Annotated in this window: 16 protein-coding genes and 1 pseudogene; 10 read left to right on the top strand and 7 right to left on the bottom strand. The window is 64.6% G+C overall.

What is annotated here, in order from left to right; translation table 11 throughout:
- Window positions 1-78 precede the first annotated feature (78 nt).
- The 4 genes and pseudogenes from IVA78_RS11040 (at window position 79) to IVA78_RS11025 (ending at window position 4,287) form a co-directional block, all read left to right on the top strand.
- A pseudogene (locus IVA78_RS11040) lies at window positions 79-1,808 on the top strand (adenylate/guanylate cyclase domain-containing protein).
- Between the two features lie 331 nt (window positions 1,809-2,139).
- Window positions 2,140-3,339: a molybdopterin-dependent oxidoreductase gene (locus IVA78_RS11035; protein ID WP_247465212.1), complete on the top strand. Its 1,200-nt coding sequence runs from the start codon at window positions 2,140-2,142 to the stop codon at window positions 3,337-3,339.
- A gap of 12 nt (window positions 3,340-3,351) precedes the next feature.
- Window positions 3,352-3,660, top strand: a complete 309-nt coding sequence (locus IVA78_RS11030) for a cytochrome c (RefSeq protein ID WP_247277416.1) — start codon at window positions 3,352-3,354, stop codon at window positions 3,658-3,660.
- 426 nt (window positions 3,661-4,086) lie between these two features.
- Window positions 4,087-4,287, top strand: coding sequence for a cold-shock protein (locus tag IVA78_RS11025; RefSeq protein ID WP_008563500.1), 201 nt, complete (start codon window positions 4,087-4,089; stop codon window positions 4,285-4,287).
- 173 nt (window positions 4,288-4,460) lie between these two features.
- Here the strand turns inward: IVA78_RS11025 and IVA78_RS11020 are convergent, their stop codons facing one another.
- On the bottom strand, window positions 4,461-4,922 hold the full coding sequence (locus IVA78_RS11020) for an Lrp/AsnC ligand binding domain-containing protein (RefSeq protein ID WP_247277417.1): 462 nt from the start codon (window positions 4,920-4,922) through the stop codon (window positions 4,461-4,463).
- Between the two features lie 114 nt (window positions 4,923-5,036).
- Between IVA78_RS11020 and putA the strand changes: the two genes are divergently transcribed.
- From putA to IVA78_RS11005, 3 genes are all read left to right on the top strand, one after another.
- Complete coding sequence (putA, locus tag IVA78_RS11015) at window positions 5,037-8,036, top strand: bifunctional proline dehydrogenase/L-glutamate gamma-semialdehyde dehydrogenase PutA (RefSeq protein ID WP_247465210.1); 3,000 nt, start codon at window positions 5,037-5,039, stop codon at window positions 8,034-8,036.
- Between the two features lie 115 nt (window positions 8,037-8,151).
- On the top strand, window positions 8,152-9,357 hold the full coding sequence (locus IVA78_RS11010) for a CoA transferase (protein WP_247277419.1): 1,206 nt from the start codon (window positions 8,152-8,154) through the stop codon (window positions 9,355-9,357).
- A gap of 159 nt (window positions 9,358-9,516) precedes the next feature.
- Window positions 9,517-10,164: a glutathione S-transferase family protein gene (locus IVA78_RS11005; RefSeq protein WP_247277420.1), complete on the top strand. Its 648-nt coding sequence runs from the start codon at window positions 9,517-9,519 to the stop codon at window positions 10,162-10,164.
- Between the two features lie 9 nt (window positions 10,165-10,173).
- Here the strand turns inward: IVA78_RS11005 and IVA78_RS11000 are convergent, their stop codons facing one another.
- From IVA78_RS11000 to IVA78_RS10975, 6 genes are all read right to left on the bottom strand, one after another.
- Window positions 10,174-10,338, bottom strand: coding sequence for a hypothetical protein (locus tag IVA78_RS11000; protein ID WP_247277421.1), 165 nt, complete (start codon window positions 10,336-10,338; stop codon window positions 10,174-10,176).
- A 17-nt stretch (window positions 10,339-10,355) separates the two neighbouring features.
- Window positions 10,356-11,903, bottom strand: a complete 1,548-nt coding sequence (locus IVA78_RS10995) for a hypothetical protein (RefSeq protein ID WP_247277422.1) — start codon at window positions 11,901-11,903, stop codon at window positions 10,356-10,358.
- A 92-nt stretch (window positions 11,904-11,995) separates the two neighbouring features.
- On the bottom strand, window positions 11,996-13,003 hold the full coding sequence (locus IVA78_RS10990; protein ID WP_247277747.1) for a hypothetical protein: 1,008 nt from the start codon (window positions 13,001-13,003) through the stop codon (window positions 11,996-11,998).
- Window positions 13,004-13,268: 265 nt separating this feature from the next.
- On the bottom strand, window positions 13,269-13,766 hold the full coding sequence (locus IVA78_RS10985; RefSeq protein ID WP_247277423.1) for a TPM domain-containing protein: 498 nt from the start codon (window positions 13,764-13,766) through the stop codon (window positions 13,269-13,271).
- Between the two features lie 3 nt (window positions 13,767-13,769).
- Window positions 13,770-14,690: a YgcG family protein gene (locus tag IVA78_RS10980; protein ID WP_247277424.1), complete on the bottom strand. Its 921-nt coding sequence runs from the start codon at window positions 14,688-14,690 to the stop codon at window positions 13,770-13,772.
- Window positions 14,691-14,889: 199 nt separating this feature from the next.
- Entirely contained in the window at window positions 14,890-15,498 is a 609-nt protein-coding gene (locus tag IVA78_RS10975; protein ID WP_247277425.1) for a LemA family protein, read from the bottom strand.
- A gap of 143 nt (window positions 15,499-15,641) precedes the next feature.
- Between IVA78_RS10975 and IVA78_RS10970 the strand changes: the two genes are divergently transcribed.
- Genes IVA78_RS10970 through IVA78_RS10960 form a run of 3 tightly spaced genes read left to right on the top strand, consistent with a single transcriptional unit; the run spans window position 15,642 to window position 18,858 of the window.
- Window positions 15,642-16,493, top strand: a complete 852-nt coding sequence (locus IVA78_RS10970; RefSeq protein ID WP_247277426.1) for an enoyl-CoA hydratase — start codon at window positions 15,642-15,644, stop codon at window positions 16,491-16,493.
- Between the two features lie 4 nt (window positions 16,494-16,497).
- Window positions 16,498-17,646, top strand: a complete 1,149-nt coding sequence (locus tag IVA78_RS10965) for an acyl-CoA dehydrogenase (protein WP_247277427.1) — start codon at window positions 16,498-16,500, stop codon at window positions 17,644-17,646.
- Window positions 17,647-17,661: 15 nt separating this feature from the next.
- Window positions 17,662-18,858, top strand: coding sequence for an acyl-CoA dehydrogenase family protein (locus IVA78_RS10960; protein WP_247277428.1), 1,197 nt, complete (start codon window positions 17,662-17,664; stop codon window positions 18,856-18,858).
- Window positions 18,859-18,993: the final 135 nt, after the last annotated feature.

Raw genomic sequence — 18,993 nt, 5'->3', positions numbered from 1 at the left:
GTGATCTCCAAAGCTGTCCACCTCCGGAATTAAACGCTACGCTGGCTGTTCTCTCTCATGAACTGATACAATCGAATCATGGCCACCGCTCCCATCCAGATGTCTGCCGTCCGTGCCACCAGCGTGCGGCAGGTGCGCCTCGTCTGCGGCGTCATCCTGTTCTCCTACGTGGTCAGCCACTTCCTCAACCATGCGCTCGGCAACATCTCGGTCGATGCCATGGAGGTCGGGGTCTATTACCACACCGTATTCTGGCAGTTCCTCCCAATCGCGATCGTCTTCTACACGGCCGCACTTACCCATATGGGGCTTGGCCTCTACGCGCTGTACCAGCGCCGGCAGTTCCGCTGGCGGACGATCGAGCCGCTACAGCTGGTGCTGGGCTTGAGCATCCCCGTCCTGATCATGGCACACGTGATCGGAGTGCGGCTCGGCCAGACGCTGTATGGACACCAGAAACTCTATCCGCAGGAGCTCTATCTGTTCTTCGTCGCCTCGCCCGGCCGGCTCTGGCAGATGACGATCCTGCTTCTGATTGCGTGGGTGCACGGCTGCATCGGGATCTTCTTCTGGCTTCGCCTCAAACCGTTCTTCGCGCGGGCGGCACCCTATCTGCTCGCGGCTGCCGTGCTGATTCCGACGCTGTCGCTGCTCGGCACCTACCAGGGCGGACGCAGCGTCGCCGTCGAGAGCGACGATGGAGAATGGCGTACGCACAATCTCAGCCGCCGCCAGATCGGCACGGCTGCCGAAGGCAATACGCTCGACCGCATCACCGGCAGCCTCACCATCGGTTATTTCGGCCTGCTCGGACTGGCGCTGGCGGCGCGCGGCGTGCGCGCGTTGCGCGAACGGCGCGGCGGCATGATCGCGCTGTCCTACGGCAATGGGAAAACGGTGCGGGTCCCCAAGGGGCTGTCGGTGCTGGAAGCAAGCCTGCGCCACAATGTGCCGCATGCCAGCGTCTGTGGCGGCCGCGCCCGCTGCTCGACCTGCCGCATCCGCATCATCGGCGATCATGGCGCCCTGCCCGAGCCGTCGCCGCGCGAGGCTTTCGTGCTGACCCGCGTCGGCGCAGCGACCCCTCGATCAGGCTCGCCTGCCAGCTGCGGCCGACGTCCGACCTCTCCTTCTTTCAGCTCTTCACACCGCACACACTCTCCGCGAATGCGCAAGCCTCGACGCCCGCCAGAATCGGCCAGGAGCGTTATCTGGTCAGCCTGTTCGTGGACATGCGCGGCTCGACCCAGCTCGCGGAAAAGCGGCTGCCGTTCGACACCGTCTTCATCGTCAACCGCTTCCTCGGCGCGGTGTCGCAGGCCGTGATCGAGAACGGCGGTCAACCGAACCAGTTCGTCGGCGACGGCATGCTGGCGCTGTTCGGGCTGTCGGCCGATCCGCAAGCGGCCTGCCGGCAGGCGCTGAAGGCGGCCTCCGGCATCGCGACGCGTATCGACGAGCTCAACGAGCTCCTGAGCCACGATCTGCGCCAGCCGATCCGCTTCGGCATCGGCATCCATGGCGGCGAGGTCATCATCGGCGACATCGGCTATCGCGATCACATCGTCTTCACTGCGCTCGGCGATGCTGTCAACGTCGCTGCCCGGCTTCAGGACATGACCAAGACGCTCGCTTGCGAGGCTATTGTCTCGGAGGAAGTCCGCCGCACCGCGGGCCTTGCCGACGACGCCCTGCCGCAGCAGGAGGTCGCGATCCGCGGCCGCGACGAGCCGCTTGCCGTGCGTGTCGTCGCGGATGCGAGGGACTTGACGGCGCTCGTCGACCGAGGCGAGCGCGTTGCCGCGTAGCGCGTAGGCCACACGAAAGGTGCGCTTCCCCCGCTTGCGGGGGAGGGTTGGGGAGAGGGTGTTTCCGCAACGCGACAATCCCCCAGAGGGGAAAGCCCTCACCCGCGTCTTCGGCGCGACCTCTCCCGCAAGCGGGAGAGTCGAGCGAGTTCTGCGGCACCATTGATCCACCCCGCTGGAATCATCGCGGCGTAACACCGGCCTGCTGCAACGCAGCGGCATGGGCTTGCTGCGAAAGCACGAATTGACTTCGTCCAAATCGTTGCAACAGATGAGTGCGGGATCGCGGTGATGACCGCGATCCGACGAAAAGCTCCGGGAGGGGATGAGAATGTTCGATCGACGCGACCTGCTCAAAGGAGCGGGCCTTTCCGCCCTTGCGGCCACACTGAACTCAACCAGAGCGCTGGCGCTCGACACCGTCACCCTGCCCTTTGCAAATGGCGAACGGCCGCTGGTGAAATATCCACAGAAGCGGCCGATGATCGGCCTGACCAGCCGGCCGCCGCAGCTCGAGACGCCGTTCGCGGTGTTCAACGAGGGCCCGATCACGCCCAACAACGCATTCTTCGTGCGCTATCATCTCTCCGACCTGCCCTACAATCTCGACCCCGACAAGTTCACGCTCGAGGTCAAGGGCAAGGTCGACAAACCGCTGAAGCTGTCGCTGAAGGACATCAAGAAGATGAAGGCGACCGAGATCGTCGCCGTCAACCAGTGTTCGGGCAACAGCCGCGGCTTCTTCGAGCCACGTGTTGCCGGCGGCCAGCTCGCCAACGGCGCCATGGGCAATGCGCGCTGGCGCGGCGTGCCACTGAAGGCGGTGCTGGAAATGGCGGGCGTGCAGGCCGGCGCCAAACAGGTCACCTTCAACGGCATGGACGGCCCGGTCAGCGACAAGACGCCGGATTTCGTCAAGGCGCTCGATCTCGATCACGCTACCGACGGCGAGGTGATGCTGGCGTATGGCATGAACGGCGGGGACCTGCCGTTCCTCAACGGTTTCCCGCTGCGCCTGATCGTACCGGGCTATTACGGCACCTACTGGGTCAAGCACCTCAACGAGATCACGGTGATCGACAACGTCTATGACGGCTTCTGGATGAAGTCGGCGTATCGCATCCCTGACACGCCGAACAACGCGGTCGAGCCGGGCACCGCGCCGAAGGCGACGATCCCGATCAACCGATTCACCATCCGCTCCTTCATCACCAGCATCCCCGACGGCGCCAAGCTGAAGGCGGGAACTGCGATGCTGCGCGGCATCGCCTTCGACGGCGGCAAGGGCATCAAGGAGGTCCAGGTCTCGACCGACGGCGGCAAGACCTGGACCAGCGCCAAGCTCGGCAAGGATCTAGGCAAGTACTCGTTCCGCGAATGGAAGCTGCCGGTGAAGCTCGCGGCCGGCAGCCACGAGCTCAAAGTCCGCGCCACCGGCAATGGCGGCGAGACCCAGCCGGATACGCCGCGCTGGAACCCGGCGGGTTATCTGCGCAACGTCGTCGAAACCGTCCGCGTGACCGTGGCCTGAAGGAGAATGATCATGCAACGCACCGTTCTCCTCGCCATCTCGCTCGCTCTCGCCGCCGTGATCGGTTCGGCACTTGCGGCACCGGTCAATTACAAGACCCCAGACGAGGTCGCGGCATTAAAGCCCGGGCCCAATCTCGAGGTCGTGCAGGGCAATTGCAGCGCCTGCCACTCGTCCGACTACATCGCCACGCAGCCGCCGATGAAGGACAAGAAGGGCTTCTGGCAGGCCGAGGTGACCAAGATGATCAAGGTCTATGGCGCACCGATCGACGATGCCGATGTCGGCAAGATCGTCGATTATCTGGCCGCGACGTACTGAAGGACCGCGTCAACGCGTTTTCTCTTACCCTCCCCTGGAGGGGGAGGGTCGCTATGCATGAAGCGCAGCGCAATGCGTAGCGGGGTGGGGTGACAGTCTCTCATCTCGCACACTGCCCGAGTGGAAGGATCACCCCACCCCGCTCGCGCTTCGCGCAATCGACCCTCCCCCTCCAGGGGAGGGTTAAGGAAGAACGGCTATGCGATGATCCCTCGCGATATTAGATCCGTCGCGCTCCTGCCATTTGACCGCGAAACGGGCAAAACCGGCAAAATCGCTGCGAAGTTGAGCGGAATTCGGCGAAATGCCGATGTGGTTTGAGCTACCAAGCCTGCCACATTCCGCGTATCCTGTTAGGACCGAACCGGCCGGTTGGCGGGGACTGGCGATTCGAGATCTCGGAGGAAGACCCGCGGAGAAGTCGTGATGGCTAAAGGTACGGTCAAGTGGTTCAACCCGACGAAGGGTTATGGATTTATCCAGCCTGCGTCGGGTGGCAAGGATGTGTTCGTGCATATCTCGGCAGTGCAGAAGGCCGGTCTGTCCACCCTCAACGAAGGACAGACGGTGGAATACGAAGAGATCGCAAACCGGGGCAAGACCTCCGCAGAGAACCTCAAAGTATAAGCCCGCGTCAGCCTTTGCTGCCTCCCGGATCCGTCCGGGAGCTGGGCTAAGAAAAATTTCAGAAGACGGCCAGTGCATTCGACGACAGGCGTTGCGATTGCACAGGATAGCTATTTTTCCCGTGAAGACCGCGCATCCAACGCCACAGCAATGACAATCGCGACGGCATTTCGTCAGCCCATCGGCAACGGTGCGTCGCGCTTGATCTCCTCCATCACCGCATAGGTCCGCGTCTCGCGCACGCCCGGCATCGACAGCAGGGTCTCACCGAGGAAGCGTCGATAGGCGGTCATGTCTGCCAGCCGGGCCTTGAGAAGATAGTCGAAACCGCCGGCAACCATGTGACATTCCAGCACCTCGGGCGCCAGCTTCACTGCGCGCGCAAAACGCTCGAAATTATCGGGCGTGGTCTTGTCGAGCAGCACCTCGACGAACACCAAGAGACCGAGGCCAAGCCGGTGCGGGTTGAGGCGGGCGCCGTAGCCTTCGACAAACCCCTCGCGCTGCAAGCGCTTCAGTCGCTCGCCGATCGAGGTCGGCGACAGGCCGATGCGCTCGGCGAGCTCGACATTGGCGATGCGCCCATCCTCCTGCAAGATCGAGAGGATTTTCCGGTCGATTCGGTCAAGTTCCATATCTTACGGTGCCAAATAGCCAATGATCTTCATTTTCTAAGGCAACCTGGCTAAATTGTCTATCGAGCTACGGTAACGCGGGCCTTATCCTGGATTTCAGCCACAGGACACGCCATGCCGAACATCCCACCGCCCTTCTCCGCGCCCTACACGGCCGATGATAGCGAGATCGCCGCCCGCCTCTTGCCGGCGTCGCATCTCAGCCCGCCGCAGGAGGCGCGGATCGACCGCACCGCGACGCGGCTGATCGAGGCGATCCGCAAGCGCGACGACCGGCTCGGCGGGGTCGAGGACATGCTGCGGGAATTCGCGCTCTCGACCAAGGAGGGGCTCGCTTTGATGGTGCTGGCCGAGGCGCTGCTGCGCGTGCCGGACGCGCGCACCGCCGACCAGTTCATCGAGGACAAGCTCGGCGAGGGCGACTTCATCCATCACGAAACCAAGTCCACCGCCTTCCTGGTCAATGCCTCGGCCTGGGCGCTCGGCCTCTCGGCACGGGTAATCCAGCCCGGCGAGACGCCTGACGGCACCATCGGCCGGCTGGTGAAGCGGCTGGGGGCGCCCGCCGTGCGCACCGCCACGCGCCAGGCGATGCGGCTGATGGGCAATCATTTCGTGCTGGGGGAGACGATCGAGCAGGCCCTCGAGCGCGGCCGGCCGCGCTCCGGCCAGAAGCCGCGCTATTCCTTCGACATGCTCGGCGAAGGCGCACGCACGGCGGCGGACGCCAAGCGCTATTTCGACGCCTATGCGCGCGCGATCGAGACCATCGGCAAGACCGCGGGCAACCATCCCCTGCCCGATCGGCCCGGCATCTCGGTCAAGCTCTCGGCATTGCATCCGCGCTTCGAGGCGACCAGCCGCGAACGCGTGATGCGCGAACTGGTGCCGCTGCTGCTGGACCTCGCGCAGCGCGCCAAAGCCCATGATTTGAACTTCACCGTCGATGCCGAGGAAGCCGACCGGCTGGAGCTGTCGCTCGACGTGATCGCGGCAACACTCGCCGATGGCTCGCTGAGCGGCTGGGACGGATTTGGCCTGGCGATCCAGGCCTATCAGAAGCGCGCGAGCGCGGTGATCGACTATGTCGATGCGCTGGCCCGCGCGCACGACCGCAAGCTGATGGTGCGGCTGGTGAAGGGCGCCTATTGGGACACCGAGATCAAGCGTGCACAGGAGCGCGGGCTCGACGGTTATCCCGTGTTCACGCGCAAGGCGATGACGGACCTGAACTACATCGCCTGCGCTTCGAAGCTGCTGGCTTTGAGGCCGCGCATCTTCCCGCAATTCGCCACCCACAACGCGCTAACCGTCGCGACTGTGCTCGAGCTTGCGCAAGGCAGTGGCGGCTTCGAATTCCAGCGCCTGCATGGCATGGGCGAAGCGCTGTACGAGCAGCTTGCCAAGGACCATGCTGACATCGCCTACCGCACCTATGCGCCCGTCGGCAGCCATCGCGACCTGCTCGCTTATCTGGTGCGGCGGCTGCTCGAGAACGGCGCCAATTCCTCCTTCGTGGCGCAGGCCGCTGATTATCGCGTGCCGGTGTCGGCGCTGTTGCAGCGTCCGGCCGACGCCATCGAACGTCCGCAACAGGCGATTCATCCCAGGATTCCGCTGCCCCGCGATCTCTTTGCACCGGAGCGCCGCAATTCGCGCGGGGTCGAATTCGGTGAGCGTGCCGCACTCGACCAGCTGCTGGCCGACGTCAGGGCTGAGGCGATCGATCTCAAGCCCAGCCCAGATGCGACACCGGATCGGGCCAACGCAGCGGTGACTGCTACGCGCGCCGGCTTTGTCGCCTGGAGCCGGACGCCGGCGGCTGCGCGCGCGGCGGCGCTGGAGCAGGCTGCGCATCTTTTGGAGAGCCGCAGGGCCCATTTCATCGCGCTGCTACAAGCGGAGGGCGGCAAGACGCTGGACGACGCGCTGTCGGAGCTGCGCGAGGCCGCCGATTTCTGCCGCTATTATGCCGCGCAGGGCCGCAAATTGTTCGGCGTTGACGCGGCCATGCCCGGTCCGACCGGCGAGAGCAATGCGCTCGCCATGCGCGGCCGCGGCGTCTTCGTCGCGATCTCGCCGTGGAATTTTCCGCTCGCGATCTTCCTCGGCCAGGTCACAGCGGCGCTGATGGCCGGCAACAGCGTTGTCGCAAAGCCTGCCGAGCAGACGCCGCGCATCGCGCGCGAGGCCGTAGCCCTGCTGCACGAGGCTGGCATCCCCAAGAGCGCGCTGCATCTCGTCACTGGCGACGGCCGCATCGGTGCCGCGCTGACCGCGCATGCCGACATCGCGGGAATTGTCTTTACCGGCTCGACCGAGGTTGCTCGCAGCATCAACCGCGCGCTCGCCGCCAAGGACGGACCGATCGTGCCGCTGATCGCGGAGACCGGCGGCATCAACGCCATGATTGCGGACGCGACCGCGCTGCCCGAACAGGTCGCCGACGATGTCGTGACCTCTGCCTTCCGTTCCGCCGGCCAGCGCTGTTCGGCGCTGCGGCTCTTGTTCGTGCAGGAGGACGTCGCCGACCGCATGATCGAGATGATCGCGGGCGCGGCGCGCGAGCTCAGAATCGGCGACCCAAGCGATGTCGCGACCCATGTCGGGCCGGTGATCGATCGCGAGGCCAAGCAGCGTCTCGATGCACACATCGCGCGAATGAAGGGCGAGGCGCGGCTGCACTTTGCAGGGCACGCACCGGAGGGCTGCTTCGTCGCGCCGCACATCTTCGAGCTCAAAGAAGCCAGCCAGCTCACCGAGGAGGTGTTTGGGCCGATCCTGCATGTCGTACGCTACCGCGCCGAGAATCTGGGACGTGTCCTGCAAGCGATCGAGCGCACCGGCTACGGCCTCACCCTCGGCGTCCACTCCCGCATCGACGACACCATCGAGGCCATTATCGATCGAGTCCAGGTCGGCAACATCTACGTCAACCGCAACATGATCGGCGCCGTTGTCGGCGTGCAGCCGTTTGGCGGCAATGGCCTGTCCGGAACTGGCCCCAAGGCCGGCGGCCCGCACTATCTCGCGCGCTTTGCCACCGAGCAGACCGTGACCATCAACACCGCGGCGGCCGGCGGCAATGCTGCGTTGCTTGCGGGGGAGGAGTGAGGCCCTGCAGCGGGCGCCGTTGCATCCTGCCGAAACATCGGTCTAATGCTCCCACGAGGCGCCCGCGCCAATTCCAGCGCGCGGGAAACGACAAGAGCGAGGGAGCAACGCCGCGATGGAAAAGGGCATCTTTGCTGGGCTGAAGGTTCTGGACTGCGCGAGCTTCATCGCAGCGCCCGCGGCCGCGACCGTGTTGTCGGATTTCGGCGCCGACGTCGTCAAGATCGAGCCGCCCGGCACCGGGGATCCCTACCGCAATCTGCCGAACCTTCCGGGCTATCCGACCGGTGAGCACAATTTCGCCTGGCTGCTGGAAGCCCGCAACAAGAAGAGCATCGCGCTCGACCTCTCCAAGCCGGAAGCGCAGGCCGTGCTCTATAAGCTGGTGGCGGAGGCCGACGTCTTCATCACCAATATGCCGCCGCCGGTGCGCGCCAAGCTCGGCATCACCTATGACCACCTCGCCCATCTCAACGACCGGCTGATCTACGCCTCCTTCACCGGCTATGGCGAGAAGGGCGAGGAAGCCAACAAGCCCGGCTTCGACAGCAATGCCTATTGGGCGCGCTCCGGCCTGATGGACCTCGTCCGCGCCGATACCGACACGACACCGGCCCGCTCCGTCGCCGGCATGGGCGACCATCCCTGCGCCATGGCCTTCTACGGCGCCATCGTCACCGCGCTCTATCAGCGCGAGAAGACCGGCAAGGGATCGCATGTCGCTTCCAATCTGATGGCCAATGGCGTCTGGGCCGCCAGCGTGCTGGCACAGGCAAAACTCTGCGGCGCCAAGTTCGGCGAGCGGCGCCCGCGCGAGCGCGCGCTGAACGCGGTGGCCAACCACTACCAGTGCAAGGACGGCCGCTGGCTGATCCTGTCCCTGCTCAACGAGGAGCGGCAGTGGCCGACGCTGGCGCGCTGCCTCGGGCGCGAGGACTTGATCGACGATCCGCGCTTCGTCACCAAGGCCGACCGCCACGCCCGCTCGGTCGAGCTGATCAAGATTCTGGACGACACCTTCGCCACCAAGGATCTCGGCGAATGGCGCAGGATCCTCGACGGCAACGGCCTCGTGTTCGGCGTCGTTGCCATTCTCGACGACATCCCCAACGACAAGCAAATGCTCGACAATGAGGTTCTGGTGCCGTTCGAGAACGACACCATGCTCACCATCAACAGCCCGATCTGGATCGACGGCGCCAGGAAGGTGCAGCCGCGCAAGCCGCCCGCTGTTGGCGAGCACAGCGACGAGATTTTGCGTGGGGCGGGATACGACGAGGCGGCGATCAAGCAGCTGCGGGGTACGGGGGCGGTGGGTTAGGAGCCGCGCTCGCACGGCATCGTCATCGCGAGCGCAGCGAAGCAATCCAGAATCCCTCCGCGGATGCATTGCTGGATTGCTTCGCTATGCTCGCAATGACGGCGTGAGACCGTCTCGGTATAATGATCGGCAGCGCATCCCGTCCGCCTGCGAGGTCCCATGCCCAGCTACCGCCTGCACTACTTCCCCGAATCCGGCAACAGCTACAAGCTGGCGCTGATGCTGACGCTTTGCGGCGAAAAATTCGAGCCGGTCTGGACCGATTTCGGCGGCGGCGTCACGCGCACCGCGGAATGGCGCAGGGCGGTGAACCCGATGGGTGAGATCCCCGTGCTCGAAATCGACGGCGTGAAGATGACGCAGACCGCGCCGCTCCTGCTCAAGCTTGCCGATCAGTACGGGCGCTTTGGCGCTGATACGGACGAGGAAAAATTCGAGCTGTTGCGCTGGCTGTTCTGGGACAACCACAAGCTCACCGGCTACATGGCGACCTATCGCTTCATGCGCGCCTTCACCGCGAAAAACGATCCGCAGGTACTGAAGCATTTTCGCCGACGGCTCGAGGACTTCCTCGGCATCCTCGATGGACACCTCCAGCACAATGAATTCGCGATCGGCGCAAAGCCGACGGTCGCCGATATCTCGATGATGGCCTATCTGCATTATCCGAGTGACGAGCACGGCTTCGACTTCGCGGCGAGCCATCCGGCGATCCACGCCTGGCTCGGCCGCATGGCCGCACTGCCCGGCTGGAAGCCGGCCTATGAACTGCTGCCAGGAAAACGGATGACGAATTACGCCAAGTGAGGGCGCCGACTACCGCAAGGCCAGCCAGCCGAGCGTAAACAGGATCCCGCCGATGATGACCACCATCGCGACCGCCCAGGTGCTAACGCGGATGCTGCCGGTGACCTGCTTGGCTTCCTCGTTGTGCGCAATCTTGCGATTGCGCTCCTTGTTGGCTTCGCTCGGGTCCGTCATGGGTCATCCAAATCGGTTTAGCGCGTCTTGATGAAGCACATGCCGATGCGGCGCGAGGCCGCGGCAGCCTGACAGGTGAGGCCTTTAGCACAGCTCCATGACGTAAAACTCTTGTCCGTCGTTCCTGATCCCGCATTTTGCAGGGAACAATGCGCCCCCCAGCCGTCCTGATATTCGGTCCCGGCCAGCTCGCGGCCACCGCGGGTCTGTGGCCGGCTGGCAAATCCGCGTGAGAAATCGGGACGTTTGCCCGCGGCGAATGCGGTCAGGATGTCGCGGCGGCGGAGCTGGTCACCGAAGAAATGCGGCGATGCCGGCACGTTGGCGGAGTTCGAGGACTTGTCCACAAGCCAATCCACGCCCGGGAAATGGAAGCCGCCGATGCCGCGGGTCTGGTGGCAGCCGGCACAAGTGACGTCGTTGAGACGGCGCTGAAAGCCAGCGACCGAGCGGACGTTCTGCAGATCGATGCCGCGCGCGGCAGCCTGGTTCAAGGCACCGACCACGTCGTCATCGCCGAAGACGGGAACGTCGCTGCCCTCCCCTTTTCCTTCTCCTTGCATCATGCCGAACTCTGGCTGCAACGCCGAGGCATCGAGCCCGGCAGGTGTCGGCACCACCGCAGACGTCGCCAGGAATCTTTCCGGGATCAGCACCGTGCCGCGATCGAATTCGCGCAGATTTTCGGGCGCGAGCAACCAATCCCTAAAGTCGCGCCGAAGCGCATCGTCGGCAAGGATTCGGTCACGGTCGATTTGGTTCTCCAGCGTCGCTTCCTCGAACGTTTTCCTCGCAGCGTCGTACTTGAACACCTTGAGTAGATAGTCCGAGCGAAAATCGTGCAGCGCCGATTTCGGCGCGACGGAGACCTGGATGTTGGTCTCGATGCGGTCGAGCATGGCATCGTGAGGCGAAGAGCGACTGCCGATCAACTCCTGCCAGTCGCCATCGTCGAGCCAGCGCCGCGCGATCGCGGCGCAGGTGACGGGATTATTCCCGTCCGTCTGGCGCGCGTCGCGCGCCTTCATCACCAGATTGAGCGTCATCGGCAGGCGCGTTGCGGTCTTGCCGCCCTCCGGCCTGCTCTCGTAACGCGCGAGACGGTAGATCAGCCGGATCTCACCGCAGGACTCTTCCGAGACATAGGCGCGGTCCATACGGTTGACGATGCCGGCCAGCACGAAACGCGTGTCGCGCGATCTCAGATTGGCTCGGTCGAACAATTGCACGTCAAAGCCTTCGCCGACGCCGATGGTCTCGCCCGGATATGTCGCCTTGTACCGAGAAATGTAGCGGTCAAGTTCCGCATTGATCGCCGGCGGAATCGCTTTGAGCTGCGGCAACGACGAGAACAGCAGGTCGGTCGTGAGCGGGATGTCGGCGTTCCGCTCCGGCCTTAGCAGGCTCGCGATCGTGAGAGCATCGCTCTGATCGAGCCGGCGCAACAGATCAGGATCGGTGATCGCCGTGCCGCGCGCCAATTGCACGTTCTCCGCCGCAGAAAGCGAGACGACACCGCCAAACAATGCGGCGGCAGCAACGACAATTCGCAAGGCGCGGCTCATGCCCCAAGTAACACCGCGGCGACCAGCCTATTCAAGCAAAAAGGCGCCTCACGCAGTGGTGAAGCGCCTTTTCGAAGGCCGGATATGAGGGCTCAACGCGCGACGATCAGGCCCTTGCTGGTGACAACCACCCAGCGGCCGTCCTGGCGGCGGATCGCATCGACGCGGCCGACGCCGGGGATGGGATCGCCGGGATATACCTCGTAGAGGCCGTCGCGGCCTTCGATCAGCGCGCCGCCATTGGCGGCGTTGCGCAGCCTCCAGCCTTCGATCGTCGGCAGGCGGCCGACCTCGGTCTTGGGCGCGGCGGGTGCGGGCGCAGCCGCGGCGGTGGCAACCTGGGTCGGCGCGATCGAGCCGGTGGTCTCCTTGGCGGACGCGGCGGCTGCGGCCGGCGCGAGGGCCGCCGGCGGCGCGGCGCGGAGTTTGTCGACGGCCTCCGACAGTTTTGCGATCTTGGCCAACGGCTCGGCCTGCGCCTTCTCGAGCTTGTCGAGGCGGTCGTTGGTCCGGTTGAACTGGCTCACGTCGGTCTTGGAGGAGCGCTCGACATTGGCCTTCAGCGCGACGAGGTCGGCATCGATCCGCGCGACGGAAGCGTCCAGCGCGCTGGTATCGGCGACCTGTACCGGCGCCGGGGCCGTGGCGGCAAAGTGCATCATCCCTGCGGTCGCGAGCGTGCCGCTGATCGCGCCGACGCAAGCAGCGATCGCCACCACCGCAGCCATCGCCGACAGGCGGCGCTTGCCGCCGGCTTCGCGCGGCTCCTCCGCCTTCACATGCGGGGCAAAGTCCTCGCGATCCCAGGAGCGTTCCGATGGCGCCATCACAATCAGCTTGCCGGGCTCCGGCTCGGGCTTGGATTCAGCCCTGGACTCCGCCTTGGACTGAGCCTTGGGTTCAGTCTTGGATTCGAACTTCGGCACCTCGATCCTTGATGTCTCGATTTTTGGCGGCTCGATCTTGACCGGGTCGGGCTTCGGCGGCGCCTCGTGGTCAGGGGCGATCGAGGGGGCGTCGATCCCGGCAGCCTCGACCGTCTGCGAGGCGCTTGCTGCGGCTTCGACGGCGCCATGATCCAGGGAGGCCTGCTCGGGCATTGGTTCGCTCACGGCTCAAATACTCCAGTCTAGGTTGACCTTTTGGTAACTTTCATTGCTTGCGAAATCCTTACCTCGGGACCCGCTTACCGAAATTTTAGGAACTCGTCCGAGGCCGAATTTGGCCGGGAAAGTGGAACCGGCGTGGCGACGTGCAACAAATTGTCAGCGGAGGCGGCATTGGGGCGCATTGCGCCCGTAGAATTCACTCGCGAGGCAGGGCGCCTCTCCGACGTGGTTCTGGCCTTGGCCAGTACCGGCGAGATCACATCACCACGGGCGCATCCGGCAGCTCGTTCGAATGCGGTCTTTGCGGCGGGAAATGCCGCGCCAGTTCGCGCGACACGGCCTCGATGCCAGCGATCACGCCGCGCTCGAACTGGCCCGCCCTGAACTCGGTTTCCATCGCGTGGCAGATGCTCTCCCAGCGCTCGGCTCCAACCTTCGCGTCGATGCCACGGTCGGCGACGATCTCGACGTCGCGGTCGGCGAGCAGGAGATAGATGAGAACGCCGTTGTTGTGCTCGGTGTCCCAGATGCGCAGATGCGAGAACATGTCGAGCGCGCGCGCGCGCGCCGGCTGGTTGTGGAACAGCGGCGCACCGTCGAGCGCGCCTTCGACGACGAAGCGGACCTGGCCGGAATGGGTGGCTTCGCCCCGCTTGATCGCCTGCTCGATGCGGTCGAGCACGGCCTGCGGAAAAATCCGCTTCGCCCGCCAATGATGCTGCACGAGGTGCCTGGTGATGCGCTTGATGCTCATGACCTACCAACTCCCCGAGGCGCCGCCGCCGCCAAAACTGCCCCCGCCGCCGCTAAAGCTGCCGCTATCGCTGTCGCTCGATGAGCCGCCGCTCCAGCCGCCCGATGGGGAGCCACTCGACCAAGAGCCGCCACGCGACCACCCTGTGCTTGGTCCCATCGCCGAAAACAGATCGGCGATGAACCCGATGATGAAGCCGAGAACGCCGACCGCCACGGCGAGGGTGAAAGAGCCGAGAATGAGCCAGGTCAGTGCTGCGATGATGCCGCCGGTCGCCAGCGATCCGAGCAGCCGGCCCAGCATGGCCCGGAAGACCCCGCCGACCCCGATCGAGGCGAACAGCGTCACAAGGAAGACCGGCGCGAGGTCGTCCAGATGGCCGAAGCTGACAGTCGGCGAGGGAACCGGCAGCGGTTCGCCATCGATGACCCGCATCATGCGATCGACACCGTCCGAGATGCCACCGCTGAAATTGCCGGTCCTGAATTTCGGCGTGATGACTTCATCGATGATCCGCCTCGACGTGACGTCGGTGAGCGCGCCTTCGAGGCCATAGCCGACTTCGATGCGCAAATGCCGGTCGTTCTTGGCGACGATGAGGATGGCGCCGTCGTCGACCTTCTTGCGTCCGATCTTCCAGGCCTCGGCAACGCGGATCGAGAACTGCTCGATCGTCTCCGGCTGTGTGGTCGGCACGATCAGGACAGCGAGCTGGCTGCCCTTCCGATTCTCGAAGTCGCGCAGCTTTTGCGACAGCGTAGCGATCTCGGCGCTCGAGAGCGTGCCGGTCTGGTCAACCACGCGGCCGGTGAGTTGGGGCACGGCGACGTCGGCGTGGACGGGGAGCGCGAAGGCGAAGAGAAGTGCGACGGCGAGAACAAACGAGGAGAAGACCGAAAGGGCCCACCACACCCTCGCTGTCATCGCCCGGCTTTGCGTCTTCGCTGACGCTTCGCCGGCCCAATACCGAGGTGCCCGGCGAAGCCCTTGGAGCCGGGACCGGGCGATCCAGTATTCCAGAGATGGCGGCGAGATACGGAGAGGCCGCGGCGAGCTGGATTCCCCGATTTCGCGGGGAATGACGGCGGTGATTGGGGCTTGGCGCATTCGCGAATCGACGCGCCTACTTCGACGGCGCTGGAGCCGGGTTGAAGTCCACCTTCGGCGCGGTCGAGATCTCTTTCTCGTTCTCGACCGAGAAATTCGGCTTCTCCTTGTAGCCGAATGCCATCGCGGTGAGGTTGGTCGGGAACGATCGGACCGTGATGTTGTACTCCTGCACGGCCTTGATGTAGCGGTTTCGCGCCACCGTGATGCGGTTCTCGGTGCCTTCGAGCTGCGACATCAGATCCTTGAACAGGGCATCCGATTTGAGCTGCGGATAGTTCTCTGTGACGACGAGGAGCCGCGACAGCGCGCTGGAGAGCTCGCTTTGGGCGGCCTGGAATTTCTGGAAGGCGGCGGGATCGTTCAGCACCTCCGGCGTTGCCTGGATGCTGCCGACCTTGGCGCGCGCATTGGTGACGCCGAGCAGCACGTCCTTTTCCTGCTGGGCAAAACCCTTCACCGAATTGACCAGATTGGGGACGAGATCGGCGCGGCGCTGATACTGGTTCACGACTTCGGACCAATTGGCCTTGATCTGCTGGTCCTCGCTCTGGATCGCGTTGTAGCCGCAATTGGCCAGGCTCAGCGAGGCCAGCGCTGCCAGCACGGTCAGGATCTTGCGCATCAAATTTCTCCCGGTGGAATCTGGCGCAAACTACCAGATTGGGCGCGTGAGAAAAGCAGCCGACTGACGCAAGCCTCTTGCCTATGCCCCGACGACATAGTCAACTCGGATAAAACAAGAACGGAAACGGCAAGGGGAAAGCGATGAGCTCGTTCGAGACCATCCTCGTGGAGCGACCGGAGCCGCCGATTGCCCGGATCGTGATGAACCGGCCCGACGCGCGCAACGCGCAAAACCTGCAAATGACCTACGACCTCAACGCCGCCTTCGATGCGGCCGTGCAGGACGACGCGGTCAAGGTGATCATCCTCGCCGGCAACGGTCCGCACTTTTCGTCCGGGCATGATCTGCGTCCCGGGGCTAAGAATGCCGCGGGCGTCGATTTTCCGCCGATCGGAAATTGGGGTGGCTTTGCCGAGCCGAATGCTCACGGCCGCTTCGCTCGCGAGCAGGAAATCTATCTCCAGATCACGCGGCGCTGGCGCAACCTCGCCAAGCCGACTATCGCCGAAGTGCACGGAAAGTGCATCGCCGGCGGGCTGATGCTGGCCTGGGCCTGCGACCTCATTATCGCCAGCGACGATGCGCAGTTCTGCGACCCTGTCGTCACCATGGGCGTCTGCGGCGTCGAATGGTTCGTCCATCCCTGGGAGCTCGGCCCACGCAAGGCCAAGGAGTTCCTGTTCACCGCCGATAGCTGGAGCGCCCAGGAGGCGCATCAGCTCGGTATGGTCAATCAGGTCGTGTCGCGCGCGGAGCTGTCATCAAGCGTGCTGGCGCTGGCGCGCCGGATCGCGACGAAACCGTCCTTCGCGCTGAAGCTGACCAAGGAGGCCGTCAACCGCTCGGTGGACGTGATGGGCCAGCCCGCCGCGATCGACCAGGCCTTTGCGCTGCATCAGCTCTGCCATGCCCACAATCTCCAGGAGTACGGCATGATCGTCGATCCCTCCGGCCTGCATCCCTCGGTACGCAAGCCGCCGGCGTCGGAGTAGACACATGGACCTCAATCTCAGCGACGAGCAGCGCCTGCTGCGCGAGAGCGCGGAACGCTTCGTAGCCGAAAGCTACGATGCCGCTCACCGCCGCACGATGGCAAGCGATCCGCTCGGCTTCAGCCTGGCCGTCTGGAGGCAGTTCGCCGAGCTCGGCTGGCTGGCGTTGCCGCTTCCTGAAGAGTTCGGTGGGCTTGGCGGCGGCGCGATCGATGTCGGCATCCTGATGGAAGCTTTTGGCCGCGGGCTGGTGTCGGAGCCCTATGTCGCAACCGTGGTGCTAGGGGCCGCGCTGATCGCTAGATGCGGCACCACGGCGCAAAAGCAGGCGAGCCTGCCCAAGGTCGGGGACGGATCACTGAAGCTCACCTTGGCGCATTCCGAGCGCACGGCGCGGTTCGATCTCGCTAAGGTCGCAACCAGCGCCAACAAGACGTCGCAGGGCTGGCATCTGGCCGGCAAAAAGATCGCGGTGCTCGACGGGCATGCTGCCGACGAGATCATCGTCTCCGCACTCATGCATGACCATCACGGACCTTCGGAACGGATCGGCCTGTTCGTGGTGCCGGCGGCGGCACCGGGCCTCACAATCTCCGACTACGCTCGCCTCGGCGGCGGACGCGCCTGCAACATCGAGCTGTCGGACGTGCAGCTGCCTGCGGACGCCCTGCTCGGCGACGGCAGCGATGCTCTGCCCGCGATCGAATGGGCCGTCGACCGCGCCATGGCCGCGCTAGGTGCGGAAGCCATCGGCATCATGCAGACGCTGCTCGACACCACGCTGGAATACACCAAGATCCGAAAGCAGTTCGGCCGTCCACTCTCCGCCAACCAGGTGATCCGCCACCGCCTCGCCGACATGGCGATGCAGGTCGACGAGGCGCGCTCGATGGCGCTGCGCGCCGCACTGAAAGCCGACGCCGAACCCGTTGAGCGCGCGCGGGCTGCGTCGGGCGCGAAGGCCAAGATCGGCAAGTGTGCGCGCTTCGTCGGCGAGCAGTCGATCCAGCTCCATGGCGGCATGGGCGTCACCGAGGAGCTCGAGGTCGGCGCCTATTTCAAGCGGCTGGTCGCCTTCGACACGCTGTTCGGCGGCAGCTCGTACCACTATGCCCGCCACGCCCAGCTTGGCCGTACCAAAGTGCCGGCCTGATACGAGGAGCGCATCATGGACCTGTCGTTCAATGCCGAGGAGCGCGCCTTCCAGGACGAGGTGCGCGGCTTCATTGCGAAAAACCTCACAGAGGAGATGAAGCGCGCAACCGCGCTGACGCCCTCGGTGTTCTCCGATCCTGACATCGGCAAGGCCTGGCAGCGCGCGCTGCACCGGCAGGGCTGGGGCGCGCCGGGCTGGCCGGTCGAATATGGCGGGCCGGACTGGACCCCGGCGCAGCGCTGGATCTTCGAGACCGAATGCGCACGCGCCGGCGTGCCGAACGTCAACGTGATGGGCGTGAAGATGGTCGGCCCCGTCATCATCGGCTTCGGCAGCCCCGAGCAGAAGAATTTTTATCTGCCGCGTATTCTCTCAGGTGACGATTATTGGTGCCAGGGCTATTCCGAGCCAGGCTCGGGCTCCGATCTGTCGTCACTGAAGACGCGCGCGGTGCGCGACGGCGACGACTACATCATCAACGGCACGAAAATCTGGACCACGCATGCCCACCACGCCAACCGCATGTTCGCGCTGGTGCGCACCAGCGACGGGCCGCGGCAGCAGGACGGCATCAGCTTCATCCTGATCGACATGAACACGCCGGGCATCACCACGCGCCCGATCCTCACCATCGGCGGCGACCACGAGGTCAACCAGGTGTTCTTCGACGACGTGCGCGTGCCCGTCGCCAACCGCGTCGGCGAGGAAGGCAAGGGCTGGACCTATGGCAAATATCTGCTCGAGTTCGAGCGCGGCTCCGGCATCGCCTCGGCGAAGCTGCGCGAGGGATTGAAGGCGATCGCGGACCTTGCCGAGTCCGATCTCACGGGCCGCGCGATCGACAGCCCTGACATCGCAACGCGCATCTCCGAGGTCGAGGTCGACATTGATGCGCTTGAAATGACCGAGCTGCGCGTGCTCTCGGCGCTGCAGACCGGACAAAATCCCGGCGCGGTGTCGTCGATCCTGAAGCTGCGCAACAGCGAAATCCGGCAAGCCGTGACGCGGTTAGGGGCCGACGTGATCGGTCACGACGCCCTCGCGGTGGAGCCGATGCGGCCGCTCTACAGGCTCAACCACGAGCCGCCGATCCCGGAGGAGATGCTGACGGTGATCCCGGAATATCTCAACGGGCGAGCGTATACGATCTTCGGCGGCACGTCGGAGATCCAGCGCGATATCATCGCGAAGATGATGCTGGGGATTTGAGGCCTGTAGCCCGGACGGAGCGAAGCGCAATAGGAGTTACGGCTCGCTCATCCGTCATTGCGAGGAGCGCTTGCGACGAAGCAATCCAGAATTTTCCGCGGAGAGAATCTGGATTACTTCGCTGCGCTCGCAAAG

Source organism: Bradyrhizobium sp. 137 (genome assembly GCF_023074095.1).
In the GTDB taxonomy this organism is placed as follows: domain Bacteria; phylum Pseudomonadota; class Alphaproteobacteria; order Rhizobiales; family Xanthobacteraceae; genus Bradyrhizobium.
This window is presented reverse-complemented; position numbering and strand designations above follow the sequence as displayed.